The following is a 19335-nucleotide window of genomic DNA, read 5'->3' on the forward strand; positions in this document are numbered from 1 at the left end:
TGGATGATTTATTTGTTATCGAATATTTGCGCCAATACCATTAGCTAGTAAAGCGTTACCCGCCTTTAATGTGAAATCAAAAGCTTCGGTATCGTTAAACTCTGACTTAATTTCGAAAATACGTTTGCCTAGCGCTTTATTATAAAAAGTGTCAACCTTACCTGAATTATAAAAGTTACAGTTATCCACCAAAATATTGTCCCAACGAAATTCTCTAAACTCTACAGATCTACCACCCTGACCACTATTTACGAAATTGGAATTTAACACTCTGGCATATTGCGCACCTAGCAAACGAACGGCAGAGCCTTGCTCTCTGTTATCTACTTCGTTAAGGGTACAATTTTCTATGGTTACAAAGGGACCCAGTGTACTTTCGTCGTTTCCGCCACGATATACGTTAATTGCACTTCCCAAAATATTGGTAAACACGCAGTTTTTAATCACCGTATATTCCGCTCCGTAAATACCTTTATCATCCCTTTCTTCGGCCAAGTTGATACCTGTACCAGAAATGTTCCTGAATATTGAATTTGTAATTACCAGGCTATCTGCCAAGGTAGATTTGCTGCCTTTAAAGCCGGCAAATGAACTTTCGTTATAATCGTAAAACTCACAGCCATCAATAAATGCTTTGTAAGGTTTATTCATGGGTAATTCTGTAGAGCGGATACCGCAGCGAACCTCGCCAGCACTACCAAATGCGCCCTTAAATGCAATGCCGTACACTTTTAACGTTGCCCCATTATCTATAGTGATAAAAGCGGGCAAAGTTTTATTACTACCATTTACAAAGATTGGTTTGGTTTTTAAGTCTGCTGCCGCTCTAATGGTAATAGATTTTCCTACTACAATTTCGTCCTCCACGCTGTAAAAACCTGTATCAATTAGTTCTAAAACATCGCCACCGTTTAATTTCGCAATTGCCTGCTGTATAGTATTGCTTTCTTTAGCACTAAGTTTAACAATTTGGGGATTTCGGTTTACGGCTTTTACTTCTTGCTTATACCAAGCTGCACCCACATCGGCCTTTTGTACAAACTTCATTTTATTTAACGGAGCGCCGTAATTTGCCAAGTAAGGCAACGAAATGCTATTAATAGTTACGTATGATGGTTTCTTGCTTACAAAACCTTCTTGAACTGCCAGATTTGAAACCACCGCATTGTCTTTAATACTGATGCCACCATCTTTGTTCTCGTCTGTATAGAGTGCATTTACTGGCTGAACCAATAAATTCTTCGAAAAAATCACATTTTGTGGAGCTAAAGTCCGTTCGGCATCTTTACCTGCACCAAATAAGGATGGCTCGCAGTTAATGAAAGTATTGCGCTCTATTTTGGCATCAACCACTTGATGATAACGATTAATGAGCGAATTTTGAACGCCGTTCATTACTGCCAATGGCGAGCGGAAAGCAGTTCCTCTCAAATCTTTAAATACGTTATCAAAAACTTGGTGCCCTGGATTAATTACCCTTACGCCACCGGTAAATGGCTTGTTGTTTCCTAAAAATAAATTGCCTTGCACTACATTTTTAGAACCATGCCTTAACACCAAACTGCCTTCACATTCTAAAAAAGTATTGAAACTGATGTTATTTTCTCCAGATTTGATAGAAACGATTTCTACTTCGCCATTGCAACGTTCGAAAAGGTTATGTACAATCTGAGTTCTTGATGCTGTTAAAGAATATCTAGAAACACCAATGCGAATAGTTTCGCCACCATTAGAACCAAAACGCTGACGGCCATTAAAGTAATTTGAATCAATACTGTGATAATTCTGCTGACTACGCTCGTCGTTAAGCTCTGCAATAATTACTGGGCCAGCATTTAACTTATTGGTAAAAGTGCAATGGTCTACACGGTTGTTCTTTCCCCAAAGTGCCACCCACGAATCTCCCTTAAACCGTTCTGGTTGACTAAAATCTTCTATCGCAAATTGTGTGATGCGGCAGTTGTTTGCCAAATTATCGTTATCAACCCTAAAATTAATGACATGATCTTTTGGGCTGTAACCGTTTTTAAAATGAAGCCCTTTGATGTAGATATATTCGCCTCCTATTTTCAGGTTCGATTTCCCAGAAATCTGTAATTTTTCCCCTGTTTCGGGTTTTATCCAAATTGGTTTTTCTTTGGTTCCTTTGCCAGCAACCACCAACTGCACATCTGTCCAAACTTTGTTTTTAAGTAAAATGACATCTCCAGGCTTGGCTTTGGCAACAGCAGATTTTAATTCTTGTGGCGAGTTTACCAGAATTTCGGCTGCATTGGTTGAAAATACAGTAAGGAAAAGGGCTAGAAAAAGAATATGGAACTTCATCATTGAACGAAGGAATTTGGTTTTATTGGTTATTGGTTTGTTGGTTGCTACTTCTCCCGCTGATATACGCAGATTTTGGTTCATTGGTTCATTGGTCTATTGGTTTATTGGTTATTGGTTGCTTTTTCTCCCGCTGATGTACGCTGATTTTAACCGCAGATCTTCGCAGATTTTGGTTCATTGGTTATTCGTTCATTGGTTATTGATAATTTTGAGCAACTGATACCTGACCACTGATACCCGATCCCTTAAAAAAAATGCTGCCGTCTCAATTGGAGAAGAAAATAGAAATACTACTTCCTTGTTTTGTCCCAACCGAAACGGCAATCATTTTACATATAAACCAAAAAAATCATTATTTCTGTATATAGATATCGAACTTAATTGTTGAGTTACCTACGGTGCTATTTACGCTAAACTCTTTCACTTTGATGATACAGTTTTTCATTACCCCGGCGCTATTTGGTATTTGCGCATAAATAATTGAGGCATTTGTTGTATTGTAAACCTGCGAGCTTGCATGATAAGAAGGTACGCTAGAACTACTTGGCGCTGCTATTCCTGTAAAATAAGCTGCATCCATCAAATCAATATCGCCGCTAGCCACATCGCTATATATTTTATCATTAACTGTGGTACCCTGTGTTAACACCCTAAACCTGGTTGCTTTAAAAGTACCGTTACCGCGAATCCACGATACGCCGTTACATCTGTAGTTTGTGGCCACGTTAGCGGTATTTGTTGGACTATAGAAGTTCATACTAGCTGTTACGCCACTACCACCACCATACATTACAAAAGCCATTTTGTCTTCGTTGGCGCTTAATTCGCAGTTACCTACCACCGCTCCTGTTTCGGATATGAAAACACTATTGGCAGAGCCAGCAGATGCCGTACCTTGAGCAGACATTACCACATCGCGATAAACAAAACTTCCGTAACTGTAATCTAAAGTAATGATAAACTCTGTTTGTAGATCTTCCTTATCTATAGCTATCAATTTTAAATGTTGTGCTCTTTTTCTAAAAGTGTACGCATAATTAAATGAGTAGCTTAAAGTATTATTCAAACTATTTAGATCGGCAATTTCTACGTAAGCACCTTGATAATCATCATATATTTTTACTTGTTTTAATCCGGTTATTGATGTAATTAACCCAGTTATAGCCGTTGTTCCGGTAGTGTTAGGTACTATCGTGGTTGAAAAATTTTCGAACCTAGGCTTGAAAATTGACACATCAACTGGCATGTCGATAATTTGCTCGTTAGTTTGGTTATAAATATCGGTTGCTCTAATTTTGATATGTTGAGCTGCCTTACGGTAAGTGTAAGCATAGTTTAATACGTACTCTTTAACATTGGCAATACCAGTAATGCTGTTTACCAGCACATAAGTGTTCTCGGTTTGGTAATCGTCTAAAATATCAACTTGTTTAATACCAAATTCTGATTTAATGGTAGCCGTAATGGCAGTTGGCAAACCATTTAAATTGGCATTGATGGTTGCTGGAAATGCACTAAATTGAGGCAGAGCTGGATCTAAATATTTGATAGGCACGAAACCTTCTAAAGAACTGTTGTTGCCTTGTTTTACCAATACCTTTACCCCTTTTACGGTACTCATATTGTTTACCGGAAAGGCCGCAATTGGGATAGCTAGTTCGTAAGTGGGCGAAATTACCCCTTTATTATCGGTTACATGAATTAAAGAATCTGTTTTATCGGTACGTTGTAGGTAGCAATAAACAAATTTAACTCCTTCCGCTGCCGCAATATTGCTTTTCAGCTCGTCGCCCAAATCAAAGGTTTTGGTTGCCCTGTTAAAGGTATATTCTTTGGCTTCAACGGTTCCTTCTCCAATATCAGAGAAATCGTTTTTCTTACAACCAACAATTATCGCTATTGCTAAAAAGCAAAACAATAAGGTTTTTAGAATTTTTTTCATCTGCTTAGTTTTTAGTATCCTGGATTTTGTGGAATGGTAATCTCTGTATTGGTATCAATTTCTCTTTGCGGAATTGGCAACAATAATTTGTTGTTGTTAATGTTAGCTTGTAAAGTAGCCAACGGAATTTGCGGTCTAAACCTACTATAATAGGCACTATACTCTGCACTGTAATGGTTTTGCATGGTGGTTACCGCTTGTCCAAAACGTACCAAATCAAAAAAACGTTGGTTTTCGAAGGCAAACTCTAAACGTCTCTCTTTTAACAAAGCAGCCTGAAAATCAGCTTCGCTGGCAATAGCATCTGGGCCAGTTACTGGGTACTGGTAAAATGCACTGGTAAAAGTACCGCTGGTAAAATTGCCCGCACCTGCTCTTGCCCTTACTTGGTTAATTAAGCCTACCGAAGTACCAGAAGCACCATTATAACCCTGCGCTTCTGCTTTCATCAATAACACGTCAGAAAAACGAAGTACCGTAAAATCATTCTCCGCATCGCCCGCTACTACAACTTTAGAAAAGAATTTATTAACATAAAATGGTGTGGTACTGTTAGCATAAACAGCGACTGTTACGTCTCTACGGGCGTCGGAAAAACTAGTTGTACTGGCTGTGAAAGCATTATAAACGCTCGTGGTTGGATAGTTAAACCCACTACCATCGCCGTTAATTACGGCATCGCCACTACTGGCTGGTGCAAAAAGATTTGCCATTGGATTACCCAAGCCTACCAAACCCGCTTTATATCGCACAGCGAATAAAATTTCTTTGTTCATTTCGTTATTAATGGCAAATACACGAGCAAAACTACTTTCTAACCCATAGCCGCTATTGGCTATCACATCATCTAATAGCGTTAACGCATCAGCAGCACGAGGTACCGGTAAGGTTAGGTAAACTTTGGCCAATAATGCTTTGGCAGCCCATGCGTTTGCCCTGCCTAAATCGGTAGAAACAATTTGTGTGTAGGGCCTTAAACTAGCTTTTGCTACCGCAGCTTCTAAATCTTTTGTAATTAGGTTGTAGGTATCGTTAATTGAAGAACGATTAACTTTTCTGGCCTGTGCAGCCTCTAAAGGTTCTGTAACTAAAAAAACACCACCGTACAAACGCACTAGGTTAAAATAGTGATAAGCTCTAATAAAAAGTGCTTGCCCCACCAATTCATCACGTTGTGCTTCGGTAACATCTGCCGTAGGCGTACTAAATACCAATTGATTGTTTTGATAGGTTACGCCCAAACTTCTGAGCACATAATTTACGTTTCTGATATTTTTATAAGTTGCTAACCAATAGTTGTAAATTTGCTGGTGTTGTGGCCCAGCGGTGTACAGGTTAAGCACATTAAGCTCCATGTTGGTATTGGTAGTACTATTTACCGAACGCTGGCGGGCATTATCGCTTCTTAGCTCTGTAAATTGCCATTCGTTAATTAGTGGTTCTTGCATGCCGTTGTAGCATCCTGATAAGGCTACACTAACCTCCTTATAATTCTTGTAAAAATTGTTTACCGTTTCGTTAGATACAGGTTCTACATCAATTATTTTTTTGCATGAAGTAAGGGCAGCAGCCAATGATACCACAATAATGAAGCGAGTTGTTATTTGTTTAAATTGTTTCATGATTTGATGGTATTAGAAGTTAAAATCAAGACCAAAAGTGTAAGTTCTATTCACTGGGAAACCACCTCTTTGGTAACCCGCCACTACTGGCGATGCATAAGAGGCCGTAGTTAACCTAGCTTCGGGATTAATTCCTCGGTAAGAACTACCTGTAATAAAAAACACATTATCTACAGAAGCATACAACCTTAAACTACTTACATTAAACTTTTTAAGTGCCTTAGCTGGTAGTGTATAACCTACAATGATGTTTCTAAGATAGGCGTAGGTTGCACTTTCTACACCGTAATCTGTTAGCAACAAATCTGCGGCAATACCATTGGTAAAATATGGTGTTTTACCATCGCCGGGGTTGGCTGGACTTACCCATCTATCTTTGATGTATCGCTCGTTCTGTCTTTTCGATTCGTTATAGAATAAATCGCCGTTAATTAATTGGCCACCTTGAGAACCCTGCATCAAGATATTCAAATCAAATTTCTTATATCTGATGGTATTGGTTAAGCCCCAGGTAAAATCTGGAAAAGGGTTTCCCATTATTACCCTATCGCTAAGGTCAATTTTATTATCGCCATTGATGTCTTTTAACTTTACACCTCCTGCGGCAAAGTAGCCTTGCAAAATAGAGGTTTGTCCGCCAGCAACAGCTGCATCCGCTTCGTCTTGCGATATCCACACGCCATCGGTTTTGTAACCAAAAAACTGCACATAAGGTTGCCCAACAATAGAAGCGTAAATTTCGCTACGCTCGCCGTAGTTTAGCAAGTAAGGCTCATTACCCCCAAGCTTTAGCAGTTTGTTTCTATTTGCCGCCACATTAAGAGAGGTTGTCCAATTAAAGTTTTTAGTACCTATGTTGTTAGAGGTAAATTCTATTTCGAAACCTTGATTTCTGATTTTGCCGTTGTTTGTCCAAAAAGAATCAGAACCAGTAATTGCCTGTTGTGCTTGTTGCAGCAAAAGTTTATCGGTTATGGAGTGGTAATATTCTAAGCTTAACTGAATTTTATTTCTAAATAAGCCCACATCTAAACCAATATTGGTAGACTTTGTGGTTTCCCACGTGATATTTGGGCCAAAGGTTACCAAATTATTTGGCGATTGACCCGGGCTAACTTGACCTGTACCTTCGCCAAATACATAGTTAGATCTAAACAACAAATCTAAATAAGAGAATGGCGTGATTCGGTTGTTTCCTGTTTCGCCATAACTTGCTCTAATTTTAAGGTTCTCTAACCATTTTTTTGAGCCTTTCATGAACGATTCGGATGCAATGTTCCAACCTGCAGAGAAAGCTGGGAACCAACCTCTTCTGTTACCTGGGCCAAAAATAGAACTCTCGTCTGTACGTAAACTGGCCGTAGCAATGTACTTGCCTTTATAATCGTAATTTACACGACCAAGGTAAGACACCAAACCAGTTTTTACGTTTACGGGTATAGCTGGTGCTTGGTCAAAATAAGCAGCTTGGTTTAAAGTGCTAAAATCATCTGAAGGAAAATTATAACCAATTTGCTGCGAACCTTTTACAGAATTACTTTGCAACGTAAAACCTAATAAACCCGTGAAATTATGGTTACCAAAGTTCTTTTTATAATTCATGGTATTTTCCCATAGAATATCTACGGTAGTTCCGGTAGTAATGGTGGCTTGGTTTACATCGCCATCTTTTCTAGCCTCGCTTCTTATAAAGTTTCTATCTTCTCTAGATAAATAATAAGCTCCTACCGAACTCTTAAATGAAAGATTTTTGTTCGGATTATAGGTTAAATCTGTTCCCGATTGAAAACGATAGCTCTCTTGAAATCTATCTTCTCGCTCTGCGTGAGATAAAGGCGTGTTGTTGGTAGATGAAAAAGGAGATACCGCACCTGTACTTTGCCAAAACGTACCATCTGGCATGGTGCCGGCATAGTTAAGGTTGGTAAAGTGTCGTGCTTGTGCCCAATCGCCAGATCTGATGTTTGACCATTGCGCATTTTGGTTTACAAATGCCGACGTAAATGCCGAATGGAAAACTGGCAAAAACGATGGGAACCTATAATAGTTGGTAAAATTTTCTGACGGACGTTGAATTTTAGTGTATGTTGGGTTAATGTTTACGTTCAACATTAGCTTTGGCGAAAGATTAATATCTAATTTTACCCTCACATTGCCCTTGTTGTTCTCGCTATCTTTCATTACGCCTTGGTCTTGCTGCAAGTTGCCCGAAACGTAATACCTCATGTCTTTTTTACCACCAGCTACATTAAGCTGTAGGTTATAAATACCCGCATTTCTTAACGATTCTTGTTGCCAATCTGTTGGCGAACCACTAATTTGGTTTTCGATGATATATGCTGCCCTTTCGTTAGCATTTATCAAATTTTTAGAGGCTGCAGGTACACTAGGATCGTTCTCTCTCAATTTTGCCTCTGCAAAAAGCAATTCGGTATACTGCGAAGTGGTTAAGATTGGATAAACCTCGTAAGCTTCTTTAATACCATAAAATGATTTTACAGAAAACTTTGGCTTATCTGCTACACCTTTTTTAGTGGTTACCAAAATTACACCATTTGCACCTCTAGAACCATAAATGGCAGACGAAGCCGCATCTTTTAATACCTCGATAGACTCAACATCGTAAGGATTGATAAAAGCCAGACCATCTGCAATTGGGTGCCCATCTACTACTACCAAAGGATCTGCATTGGCGTTGATAGAGCTTGCTCCCCTAACCCGCAAGGTTGGATCTGCTCCAGCTTCTGAAGTATTGTTTTGAACGGTTAAGCCCGCTATTTTACCAATTAAAGCATTATCTAACCTCGAAGTTGGAATTTCGTCTAAGTTCTTGTTTTCTAGTTTACTTACTGCCGAACTTACGGTTGATTTTTTCTGTGTTCCATAGCCCACCACAATCACTTCGTTCATCGCACTCACATCATCTACCAAGGTTACGTTAATGGTGGTGGCATTGGCTACCCCTTGTAAATGGGTTTTATAACCTAACGATTTAAACTCTAGTATTTTTCCCTTCTGAACAGAAATTTCATACTCTCCTTTTTCGTTGGTAGAAACCCCCTTATTGGTGTCTTTAACTACTACAGAAACACCAGGAATACCCTGTCCATCTTCAGATTTAACAACGCCTTTAATTTTTACCGTTTGTGCACTTAAGCCCACTGAAAATAGGCAAAGCAGTAAAAAAACAACGCTGCTAGCACAATTTTTTAATGTCATAGCAAATCAGTTTATATGTTGGTTAGGTTGTTCCGATTTAAAAATCGGAGCTTTAAATTGGTAAACCAAAAATTGGTATACCAAATATATCATTAATATTTGTAATCAAAAAAAATAGTAGAACTATTTAAAATTTTGTGGAGAGCTTAAAAAAGAATTTGGCTGTTTGGTTTTTGGTTGTTTAGGCGACCTGTTCATCACTGCCAGAGATGAAACAATCGCTAATATTGTAAGAGGCTGTCTTAAAAGTCACTTGTCATCTCGAACACTAGAGAATGATCTGCTTCAGAAGTGCTTCTGAAAGAGACTTTATACTCCTTTAGTTGTCGAAATTACGGCATTGCTTTACTTTTAAAACAGCCTCTTTTATTGGCAGTAATCTCTTTATTTAAGAGAATGCTAAACCACCGTTAATGTCGATGTTATTTCCGGTTAAGAAACTGGACTCATCAGAAGCTAAATAAGCTACCACATCGGCAACTTCTTTTGCATCGCCTTCTCTTTTCAAAGCTGTGGCATTAGCTACGTTAGTTCTAACTTCAGATTTGGTAAAAGTATCGTGGAAAGTTGTCGCAATCATACCTGGTGCCAAAGCATTTACACGGATACCTTTAGGGCCAAATTCTTTAGCCAAGGCTCTAGTATAAGTCATTACCGCACCTTTAGAAGTTGCATAAGCACTTGCACCCGGGCCACCGCCATCTCTTGCAGCTAATGATGAGAAGTTAACAATTGAAGAACCTGCTGGCATGAAAGGAGAAACAGATTTCACAGCTAAAAACACCGATTTCAAGTTCACGTTCATTACGAAATCCCAAAAATCTTCATCCATTTCGGCAGTTGTTTTACGAGCTACTAAACCGCCAACTACATTTACCAATACGTTAATTTCATCGCCAAAAGCTTTTCTAGTTTCGGCTACTAAAGCTTCAACTTCTGCGGCTTTAGTCATATCAGCCTGTATGGCAACACCTTGACCACCCGCTTCTTCAATTAATTTTAAGGTTTCATCTGCTTGCTCTTTACTATCGAAATAGTTTACTACCACTTTAGCTCCTTCTTTAGCCAATTGTAATGAAACGGCTCTACCTATGTCTCTAGCACCTCCAGAAACTATCGCAACTTTGTTTTTTAAACGCATAATTTATTATTTAATGTTTTTATTTTTTTGATGAAATATATTTGATGCACAACCATGATACGGGCACTAAAACTGCCGCCAGTACAAAGAAAGACACATAACTTGTTTGTGTAATTACTGGCACTGCCCAAGTGGTTAATAAGGTACCTGCAACTGCAGCTGTACCGCCCATTCCGGCTACAGTACCTACATTTTTACCGTTAAAGTAATCACTTGGTAAGGTCTGAATATTACCGATTAAATATTGAAAGCCAAACAAAGTACAGCCAATTAGTACCATGGCCAACATGGGGGTTTCTTTTAAACTATCTAACTGATAAACAATGGCTACCAATGCAACCAGCATGATTACACTCCCTACAGCAATGGCATTTTTACGAGCTTTTGCCGCAGCAATGCCTTTTCTAATTTGAACTGATGCATGGTAACCACCTACTAGACTTCCAATGGCAGCAAACAGATATGGCACCCAAGTGAAAGCTCCAATTTGTTTGATATCAAACATGAACTGCTCTTTCAAGAATGTTGGCAGCCAAGTTACAAACAACCACCAAACTGGATCGATAAAAAACCTGCTTGGTAATAATACCCCAAGTGTTTCTTATTTTTAAAAGTTCTTTCCAAGTTAATGCAGGCGCTTCTTCTTTTACCTCAGTAGCTACATCTTCTTTCTTGCCTAAAATATGATTTCTTTCTTCTTCGGTAAGCCATGGATGTTTATCTGGCGTAGTTTTGTTGATGTATAACCAGGGAATAACCCATATCAAGCCCAAAACGGCAATGAGCACAAAAGTCATTTTCCAGCCGAAAATTAGATACAACGCTGCAATTATTGGAGCAGACACTACCGAACCTAAAGATGCACCAGCACCAAAAATACCTTGTGCAATTCCTCTTTCTTTTGCAGGGAACCACTCTGCATTGCTTTTGGTTGCCCCTGGCCAGTTTCCAGCTTCGCTAAAACCTAGCATGAACCTAAAAATATTGAACGACAATAATGATTTTGCAAAAGCATGCAAAGCGATAGAGATACTCCATCCAATAATGGAGATAGTCATACCCAAACGAGTACCAATGGCATCCATTAATTTACCTGTAAAAGTCTGTCCCAACGCATACGCAATCATGAAAAAGGTGGTAATTAACGCCAAGGCAGTTTTGTTGTCTGCATCGGCAATGCCAAATTCTTTGTAGATGTAAGGCCAAAGAATGTTAATGGCGCTTCTATCTATGTAATTAATTACCGTTGCCAGTCCAATAAGCGCAATAATCCACCACCTTAAACCTTTTACTTTCATATATATTTTTTATAAGTTATCCGTTATTAATAGCCACTAAGCACTGGTTTATCAGCACATTTTTTTTGCTATCGCCATTAATTGTTCCGTCATTTCGAGCGTAGCCGAGAAATCTTTTGAGAGATTTGATAATAACCAATCCAAAGATTTAGCTTCGCCTTCTTAAAGTTCTCCATTCCGCTGCGCTCCAGTCGAAATGACTAACAACGTTTCTATTTTTTAGTTAGTTCGATATTTGTAATACCTTTTGCGGCGTTCAACACTTTATTGTCGATATAAACCTCATTTCCTACCGCTTCTCCCTTGCTACTTTTAAGTTTAATGTTTATCCCGTAGCCTTCAGCGTTTACATTACTGATGTTATTTTTAAAAATGTTGTAAGCACCCCAGCCTTCGTAAGCACAGTTCACTTGGTAGCCGTCTAGTAAAACCGAGGGTTGTGTATTGTACCCGATGTTGTTTGCTATCAGATAATAGTTTCCTTTAATGTCCATCCAACTATCTGCACTATTTTCGCCAGTAATTCCTTGCGCTTCGAAAGTATTTCCTTTGATTATTCCACCTGTTGTACCTTCTTTTACATCGATGCACTCGGCAGTCACAAAAGGTCCCAATTTGTTGTTCAACACTTGGTTCGAGTCGCATTTATCTGGTGCTCCGTTAGTGTATTTTGCCCAGTTGCTGTAAGCAGAGCCGATGTAAATGGCTTCGCCATAACCCGGTCTTTTTTTACCTGTATGCGTTACTTCAGAGTTTTTAACGGTGTTGTGTTTACTAAAAGTTCTGAAATGAATGCCCTCTTCTCCTAATTGGGTAACAAAAACACCATCAATCACGTTGTAATTTGCACCATCAGCAACAATACCTTTCAAACCGTTTTTAACGGTAAAACCTTTTAATTTCCAGTAATTGGCTTTTAAGGATAGCACATAACCTGTTTCTATGCTGCCAGCGTCTAAAATGGCATTTCTGCCTCCTGTAAGTACAATAGGTTCATTTTTTGTTCCGCTTGCACTCGCTTCAATTACGAATTTACCTTCGTAAACACCATCTTTTAAAATGATAGAATCTCCGGGCTTAGCCGTTGCCAAAGCTCTTTTTAATTGGCTGCTATTTGCTACTGTAATTGGTTTAGCAGATAAAAAAGGTCGTATTGCATATCCCACCTCAGTTAAAGCTGAGATAGCAATAGCGACCATAACCAAATATATGTTGAAGATTTTTTGCATATCCAATTTCTTATTTTCCGCTTTAAGATTGCTTCGCAGGCTCGCAATGACGTAAAGGCGAACGCCAGAAGATTGTTTTACTTATGAATACCTAATTCTTTTAAGAAATCGATGATTGCTTTATTTACTTCCGAATTTTTTTCTGCTGGAAACTTACCGTGTTCGCCACCTTCTACTGTCATGAACTTGTTTTTTACGCCAAATTCATCTAGCTTGTTTTTCAAATCAACAGATTGTTGGTAAGGCACTACTGGATCGGCATTGCCATGTACAATAAATACTGGCGGACTGTCTTTCTTTACTTGAAATAAAGGAGAAACCGACTCGATAAATTTCTGATCGTTAGCCCTATCGCCCAACCACCAAGTAGCCGAACGGCTTTTCCAACCGCCAATATGTGTAATACCGTACTTATCAATAATAGCTGCCACTTTCACATCTTTAACACCCGGACAATTACCATCAAATTTGGTATCGTTACCTAATAAACCGCCCATTAAAGCTAAATGACCACCAGCAGAACCACCCATAATCACAATTTTATTAGGGTCGATATTCAGCGCTTTCGCATTTTTGATGAGGTAAATTAAAGCGCAACGCGTATCTTCTACCGCAGCGGGTGCAGGCGCCACTTGTACCAAACGGTAAGCTATATTGGCAACGGCATATCCGTTTTTAAAAAAGTATTGAAGCCGGTTTGCGATTCTTTAACACCTTTATTGAAACCACCACCATGAATATTAATCACAATTGGCGATGGACCTTTTTCTTTTGGTGCCAAGTACAAATCCATCTTGCCCTCCCAATCGCCAGCTTTGGTATAAACCACGTTGAGTTGTTCGGTATAGCCTGCCGGGTAAGTAACTTTTTTAAATTCTGTAGTTTCTTGTGCCTTAGCAACGCTCATTGCCGCAATTAAGAAGCAGCTGATTATTAATTTTTTCATCGTAATTCTGTTTAACTAGTCAATTCCTTTCCCTCCAAAGGGTTAAATTGGATGTATTAAGCAAGTTCTGTCCCTCTCCTTTGGAGGGGTTAGGGGAGGCTTTTTACTTTATAAAATCTTCTCTGTGAGGAGCGAAAACATCAATTAAAATACCTGGCTCTACACATACGCAACCGTGTACTGCATGAGGTGGCACATAGTAACCATCTCCTTTTCTAATGATCTTTTTCTCATCGCCAATGGTCATTTCGAAAACGCCACTTTCTACATAAGTAACTTGTACGTGGTAGTGCTCGTGCAATGGGCCAATAGCACCAGCTTCGAATTTTGCTTTTACCAACATAATTTTATCATCGTAACCGTAGATTTTACGTTGTACGCCATTACCTAAATCTTCCCAAGTGGTTTCTGTTTCTATTTGAAATAATTCGCTTTGCATTTTTTGTCTTTTTTGTAATCTGTTAAATGTTTAAATCGGTTACCTGATACCTTATCACTAATACCTGTCCCCTATTTAAAAGAAATATAATTTTATTTATTTATCCCCTCTCTGCCTTTGGTATCTCTCCACAAAAGGGAGAGAAAAGCATTTCGGACTGTCTTTGCTTCTTGTTCTTCATTCCTTTATCTAAAGTATACGTAGTTCTGTTTATCTGTATAGTTAATTTGGTAGTTGTGCGTTTTACCGTTCAACATGAAGCTAATTGCCGTTTGCTTCTCATCGGAATTTAAAATTCTTACATCGCTTACCGAGGCTTGCGCTCCTGTTACCGTCTCATCAACCGGGTCTTTTTCGCCGTGAGTTTCTACAATGCTGACAAAAGTTTGGTTGCTGCCACTACTACGTAACATAAAAGCTTTACTATGTACCAAGTTCATTTCTGGGTCGTTTGCTCCAATAGTGACAAGCTTTATCTCTAAGGGATTACTAGACGCGAAATGTGTAGTATAAAAACGATTCTTAGTTATTAAACCCACCAAGCCTGTATTATTTTGCAGCTTATTGCTGGCATTTAACCAAATGTGTTGGTAACCATTTTCTGTACCTAATGCCTTCAAACCATCGGTAGTTGCACTTACAGGAAACGACGTGTTTACCAATTGGCCTTGATACCAAAATGGCAAATCGTATTGATGTTGGTTGGCCGACAAACCCTGTACCACATCGATAATCAAAGGTTTCTCTAAACCATCTACCTTTACCGTTGCCACAGTTCTAACCATCGTTACATCTGCATAAGCTTCAGCTTCTTTAGCACTTACCACTTTTAAATTTGGCTGATTAGAGAAATAAAGCAAACTCGGACTGGTAGCATCTGCTGGTGCTAGCTCCCCATTAAAATGAGAAGTTTGATCTACCACCAAAGCATTATGAGCCACGGTTTGTTTGGCCCAAGTATTATTTTCGGGCAAGTATCCACCTCCGTTTTTAGTATCAATGTTATGAAATCTTGCCGAACCATAATCTGGAAAAATTTCTGTGGTATTGTCATAAAACAAAAGGTTTAAACGGTCGAAATGTCCATGCCCCATACCTTGCGAACCTGCTTTTAACAATACCGCTTGTTGGTCTGTATTTGGCCCGTTACGTAAAATCCCTAAACCGCCATCCTCTCCTTTTGCACCATCTTTAATAAACAAAGTTTGGTATTTGAAAGGCACCGCTTTACCCGCCGCTAAGTCTTTAGCAACCTTTAAGCCCGCATCAGAAACAATTACACGACCTTGCTGCCTTGCGATATCCAGCAAATCAACCTCTGGTTTAATATCAGCGTAGGCTAAATCTACCCCGTATACCAATTCAATTGATTCATAAGTTTTGTCCTTAATGGCATCGTTAATTGGAAAGAAAGTTTTATCGGTATATGAAGTTTGTAACGAAGTTTGGATAGCCTTAGCAAGTAACTTGTCGCGATATTCGAAAATTTTACGTGATGGTTCATAATTGTTAATCGCTTTTGCAAACAGCACAAAAGGTAACAAAGCATAACGCTGATAGTAAGGACCTTCCATGTAATAACCATCAGGCGAAAACAGTTGATCTATTTGTGCTAAATAGCCTGTTTTTCCATCTTTTTTAGAACCTTTAATGGCAGTTTCTACATACTCTTTTTTATTCAATACATAACCACTAATACCTACCGCAGCCAAATTCCACGTGCCATGATTGTGGATTTTATCAAAAACCTCTCGCTTATCTTCCGTAAAAAACTTTAAGATAGGTGCAAAAAGCTGCGTTTCAATAGTTTTCCTATCCGAAGCTGGCAAAGCATCATACACCAAATCATAAGCTTGGATGGTGTAAATTTGCCATACAAAATCATTTAAGCACTGCCAAAAAATACGTCCTGCATCTGCTTTGTTTTTACTTTTTGGGTGTAATGGCCATTTTTGGTACTGCGAAGCATAATTTAACAATACATTTTTTACATAGTCTGCGTATTTTTTTTCTCCAGATATTTGATAAGCAGTTGCAGCGCTTAACATATTACTGTAGTTTTTTTTGTGTGCTTCGTGGGTGTAACCGCCGCCGCCATCTTTAGGCACAGGCACTATTATCGGCGCTGCCAAAGCTTTATCTGCTACATTTTTAACCGTTTGGTAAGATTGGCGCAAAAGCGGATAAGTAGCTACTCCTTTACGCACAGCCACTACATTTGCTTTGGTAAGCATTAAGCTTGGATGTGTTTGAGCCATTACCGCTAGGCTAAAAAAGGCACAAAAGATTACTAATACCACTTTTTTTAAGTAGTTCATACGCTTTAATTTATATTGATTTGATTAAGCTAGGCTTGCCCTATTTATATTGAATTATACTTCTACTTTATTGATGATGCTTTGTGCAGCAAAACCTGCTTTACTAATTTGCCATATCTCGTCAAGGTGGCTTGCCATTGCCTCTTCGGCTTTGGCCATATCTTGCAATTCTATAGCGGCATAAATCATTCTGTGTTCTTCTATTGCTGTTTTAGCTCTGTTATCTCCACATATTTTATTCTGTACAATGTTCTTAATCAAGTCTGGAACTAAGATTAAAATCATAGATTCTATTACCGAGTTTTTAGTTGCTTTAGCCACTTTAATGTGAAAAACCATATCCTCTTCTACCGCATCTCCACCAGAACTGGCTTTATTTTCATACTCTATCATTGCAGCCTTAATGCTCTCTAAATCTTCTTCAGTTCTACGCTCTGCAGCCAATTTAACCGCGTTTAATTCTAAATGGTAACGAGCTTCAATTAAGGCATTAAAATCATCTTTATTAAATTTGATGATATCTGAAATGATATTATCTATTACGTTAATGCTTAAACCGGCTACATAAGTACCGCTTTGTGGGTTGGTTCTCAACAATCCGTAAAACTCTAATTTCAAGATTGCTTCGCGGATGTAGCTTCTGCCCACGCCAAAACGCTCAGAAAGTACGCGTTCTGCGGGCAATCTATCGCCAGGTTTTAGCTGCCCAGAAACAATCAGTTGCTTTAGCTGACCTATAATTTTATCAATAGGTGATTCTACTTGTATGGCTGTTATGTTCTCTATCAATGACTTCATTCTGTAATTCTCTATTTGGTTGACCAATTAATTGGTTTACCAAAAATAAACATTCATTTGGTTATTTAAAATTTATTTCAAATTAAATCATTTTATCTTGGAATTATTTCCAAATCAATCTTCCAATTATCTGTTCTAAAAGGGCGCATAGGCAGCCCATTGCTGTTAGTTAAATAATTATCGCCCGGATTATCGGCCCAAGCATAGCGCACAGCTACAGGCTCTTTCACATCTTCGCTCCAAACTTCTACTGTATTTCCTACTATTTTAGCTTGTGCCCAAACAAACTTTTTATCTTTTGCAGCAATAATAAAGTTGGAACGCTGTGCATTTTTGTTAACAGCTAAACCTTCGGCATTATTAAATGAGATGATGGCTTTGCCGTTTTCTATTTTCATTGCTTTAAAAATAGGCCCATCGGCTGCTACATTTTGTCCGTAAACTAACTGTTGCACTTTAGCCGCCACACGTTCGCCTACCGGAAATTTATCTGTTGGATGAATATCATTTGCTAAACCTAAGTCGATAATATTTACTAAACCAGCATTTGGCAAATGCGAAGCCTTTTCTTGCCCTTCTCTTAATAAAGCCCAAGTTGAATTTACTTCTGGCAAATTTTGTACTTTTTTATAGTTAGGCAACTGCACAATTACAAAGGGCAATTGTGGCTGGTTAAAGTTCTTTCTCCAATCTTTAATCAAGCTTTTCATTAAACCTTCGTATTCATCTGCCCAGTTGGCGTTGCTTTCTCCCTGATACCAAATTACCGCTTTGTACTGCAAACTTTTCAAAGGGTTAATCATGGCGTTATAGATGGACGAAGAAACATCATTTGGATGCACAGCGATGTTAATCTCCTGAATTTTGTAAGCCCAATTGCCATCGATAGCGATTTTATTATTGCCAGCTTTGAAGAACATTTTACTTTGTGGGCCCCAAATACCGCCATTTCTACCTTTGTTAGCAACACGAACCACGATTTTATTTGTTCCTACTTTTAGCAAGTCTTTGGAAATGGTAAACTCTCTAATTAAATCTCTACTATCTGGCGATGAGCCTAGTTTTACGTCGTTAAAGAAAACCACACTTTGATCTGCAATTCTTCCCAAACTCAAGAAAGCATCTTTTTGAATATCGGCACTACTTAAACTCAATTCCTTATAGAACCAAATTACACCATCTACGTTAGGCAAACCAGCTTGTTCCCACAATGTTGGCAATTTCATTATTGCCCATTGTTTTGAGTAAGCAGGAATAACCGGTTTAATAGTATCCCAAAGCACTTCGGTTTTAGTGTACTGATTTAGCTTACCATGTATTTTTTCTAGCTCTACAACTTTTGCAGCGATATATTGCTTCTGGTTTTTATCGCCAATTTGGTTAAGTACGGGCTTTAGCCTTTGAATAGTATCTAACGATGGCGTACTAATGAAACCTTCGATGACGGTACCGCCATAGGCGCTGCTTACTAAACCTATGGGTACATTTAGTTCTTTTTGTAGTTTACGCCCCATATAGTAGGCCACCGCAGAAAATTTACCTACCGAAGCCGGAGCTGCAACTTGCCAAGGCGTTTTCTTTGTTAAATCTTCCAACGGTTGAAATTCGATATCTCTGTTAACGTTAAAAATTCGAATGTTCTGATTGTCAGCATTTGCAATGTCTTTTTCTCCCCCATCGGCTTTCATTAGCATAAAAGCCATATTACTTTGACCGCTACACAAAAAAACATCGCCCAAAAGTATGCTCTCTAGGCTAAGCTCGTTAATGGTAAGCATGTAAGGACCTCCGGCTGGTGCCGCTTTCATTTCAATTTGCCATTTACCCTGCGCATTTGCTTTAGTGGTGTAGTTACTACCTTTAAATTTAGCAGTTACTTTTTCTCCAACATCAGCCCAACCCCACAAAGCGATGGGCTTGTCGCGTTGCAAAACCATATTACTTCCAAAGATTTGAGGCAATCTTACTTTAGCCATTACATCAGCCGAGATGGCTAAAAGCAAACCTAACGCTAGTAATACTTTTAAGTGTTTATTCATTTTCTTTTAGTTGTGG

The 19335-nt window shown here is 38.7% G+C and carries 12 protein-coding genes and 1 pseudogene; all 13 read right to left on the bottom strand.

Annotated elements, in window-relative coordinates:
* Nucleotides 1-15: 15 nt before the first annotated feature.
* The 13 genes and pseudogenes from OVA16_RS18510 to OVA16_RS18575 all read right to left on the bottom strand — a co-directional run bounded on the left by OVA16_RS18510 (nt 16) and on the right by OVA16_RS18575 (nt 19319).
* The gene (locus tag OVA16_RS18510) at nt 16-2409 is read right to left on the bottom strand and encodes a chondroitinase-B domain-containing protein (RefSeq protein ID WP_267762413.1); all 2394 of its coding nucleotides are present in this window, start codon (nt 2407-2409) and stop codon (nt 16-18) included.
* Between the two features lie 271 nt (nt 2410-2680).
* Entirely contained in the window at nt 2681-4270 is a 1590-nt protein-coding gene (locus tag OVA16_RS18515) for a hypothetical protein (RefSeq protein WP_267762415.1), read from the bottom strand.
* Nucleotides 4271-4281: 11 nt separating this feature from the next.
* Nucleotides 4282-5892, bottom strand: a complete 1611-nt coding sequence (locus OVA16_RS18520) for a RagB/SusD family nutrient uptake outer membrane protein (protein ID WP_267762416.1) — start codon at nt 5890-5892, stop codon at nt 4282-4284.
* Nucleotides 5893-5904: 12 nt separating this feature from the next.
* A complete protein-coding gene (locus OVA16_RS18525; RefSeq protein ID WP_267762418.1) occupies nt 5905-9111 on the bottom strand; it encodes a SusC/RagA family TonB-linked outer membrane protein in 3207 nt (1068 codons plus the stop codon).
* A gap of 388 nt (nt 9112-9499) precedes the next feature.
* On the bottom strand, nt 9500-10252 hold the full coding sequence (locus tag OVA16_RS18530) for an SDR family NAD(P)-dependent oxidoreductase (protein ID WP_267762419.1): 753 nt from the start codon (nt 10250-10252) through the stop codon (nt 9500-9502).
* A 19-nt stretch (nt 10253-10271) separates the two neighbouring features.
* Complete coding sequence (locus OVA16_RS18535) at nt 10272-10757, bottom strand: hypothetical protein (RefSeq protein ID WP_267762420.1); 486 nt, start codon at nt 10755-10757, stop codon at nt 10272-10274.
* Nucleotides 10750-11550: an MFS transporter gene (locus OVA16_RS18540; protein ID WP_267762422.1), complete on the bottom strand. Its 801-nt coding sequence runs from the start codon at nt 11548-11550 to the stop codon at nt 10750-10752. The genes OVA16_RS18535 and OVA16_RS18540 overlap by 8 nt, the downstream gene beginning before the upstream one ends.
* A 212-nt stretch (nt 11551-11762) precedes the next feature.
* A complete protein-coding gene (locus OVA16_RS18545; RefSeq protein ID WP_267762423.1) occupies nt 11763-12779 on the bottom strand; it encodes a chondroitinase-B domain-containing protein in 1017 nt (338 codons plus the stop codon).
* Nucleotides 12780-12856: 77 nt separating this feature from the next.
* Nucleotides 12857-13725: pseudogene (locus OVA16_RS20195) on the bottom strand (alpha/beta hydrolase fold domain-containing protein).
* Between the two features lie 103 nt (nt 13726-13828).
* Nucleotides 13829-14164: a cupin domain-containing protein gene (locus OVA16_RS18560; protein WP_199131898.1), complete on the bottom strand. Its 336-nt coding sequence runs from the start codon at nt 14162-14164 to the stop codon at nt 13829-13831.
* Between the two features lie 185 nt (nt 14165-14349).
* Entirely contained in the window at nt 14350-16482 is a 2133-nt protein-coding gene (locus OVA16_RS18565) for a heparinase II/III domain-containing protein (protein WP_267762425.1), read from the bottom strand.
* A gap of 54 nt (nt 16483-16536) precedes the next feature.
* Complete coding sequence (locus OVA16_RS18570; RefSeq protein WP_267762426.1) at nt 16537-17280, bottom strand: FadR/GntR family transcriptional regulator; 744 nt, start codon at nt 17278-17280, stop codon at nt 16537-16539.
* 92 nt (nt 17281-17372) lie between these two features.
* Nucleotides 17373-19319: a sialate O-acetylesterase gene (locus OVA16_RS18575; protein WP_267762428.1), complete on the bottom strand. Its 1947-nt coding sequence runs from the start codon at nt 19317-19319 to the stop codon at nt 17373-17375.
* Nucleotides 19320-19335 lie beyond the last annotated feature (16 nt).

This window comes from Pedobacter sp. SL55, from assembly GCF_026625705.1.
Taxonomy (GTDB): Bacteria; Bacteroidota; Bacteroidia; order Sphingobacteriales; family Sphingobacteriaceae; genus Pedobacter.

What these genes read in the sequence shown, in the direction of transcription:
- OVA16_RS18510 (WP_267762413.1), bottom strand. Translation starts at nt 2,409, where the DNA reads ATGAACCAAAATCTGCGTATATCAGCGGGAGAAGTAGCAACCAACAAA.
- OVA16_RS18515 (WP_267762415.1), bottom strand. Translation starts at nt 4,270, where the DNA reads ATGAAAAAAATTCTAAAAACCTTATTGTTTTGCTTTTTAGCAATAGCG.
- OVA16_RS18520 (WP_267762416.1), bottom strand. Translation starts at nt 5,892, where the DNA reads ATGAAACAATTTAAACAAATAACAACTCGCTTCATTATTGTGGTATCA.
- OVA16_RS18525 (WP_267762418.1), bottom strand. Translation starts at nt 9,111, where the DNA reads ATGACATTAAAAAATTGTGCTAGCAGCGTTGTTTTTTTACTGCTTTGC.
- OVA16_RS18530 (WP_267762419.1), bottom strand. Translation starts at nt 10,252, where the DNA reads ATGCGTTTAAAAAACAAAGTTGCGATAGTTTCTGGAGGTGCTAGAGAC.
- OVA16_RS18535 (WP_267762420.1), bottom strand. Translation starts at nt 10,757, where the DNA reads ATGTTTGATATCAAACAAATTGGAGCTTTCACTTGGGTGCCATATCTG.
- OVA16_RS18540 (WP_267762422.1), bottom strand. Translation starts at nt 11,550, where the DNA reads ATGAAAGTAAAAGGTTTAAGGTGGTGGATTATTGCGCTTATTGGACTG.
- OVA16_RS18545 (WP_267762423.1), bottom strand. Translation starts at nt 12,779, where the DNA reads ATGCAAAAAATCTTCAACATATATTTGGTTATGGTCGCTATTGCTATC.
- OVA16_RS18560 (WP_199131898.1), bottom strand. Translation starts at nt 14,164, where the DNA reads ATGCAAAGCGAATTATTTCAAATAGAAACAGAAACCACTTGGGAAGAT.
- OVA16_RS18565 (WP_267762425.1), bottom strand. Translation starts at nt 16,482, where the DNA reads ATGAACTACTTAAAAAAAGTGGTATTAGTAATCTTTTGTGCCTTTTTT.
- OVA16_RS18570 (WP_267762426.1), bottom strand. Translation starts at nt 17,280, where the DNA reads ATGAAGTCATTGATAGAGAACATAACAGCCATACAAGTAGAATCACCT.
- OVA16_RS18575 (WP_267762428.1), bottom strand. Translation starts at nt 19,319, where the DNA reads ATGAATAAACACTTAAAAGTATTACTAGCGTTAGGTTTGCTTTTAGCC.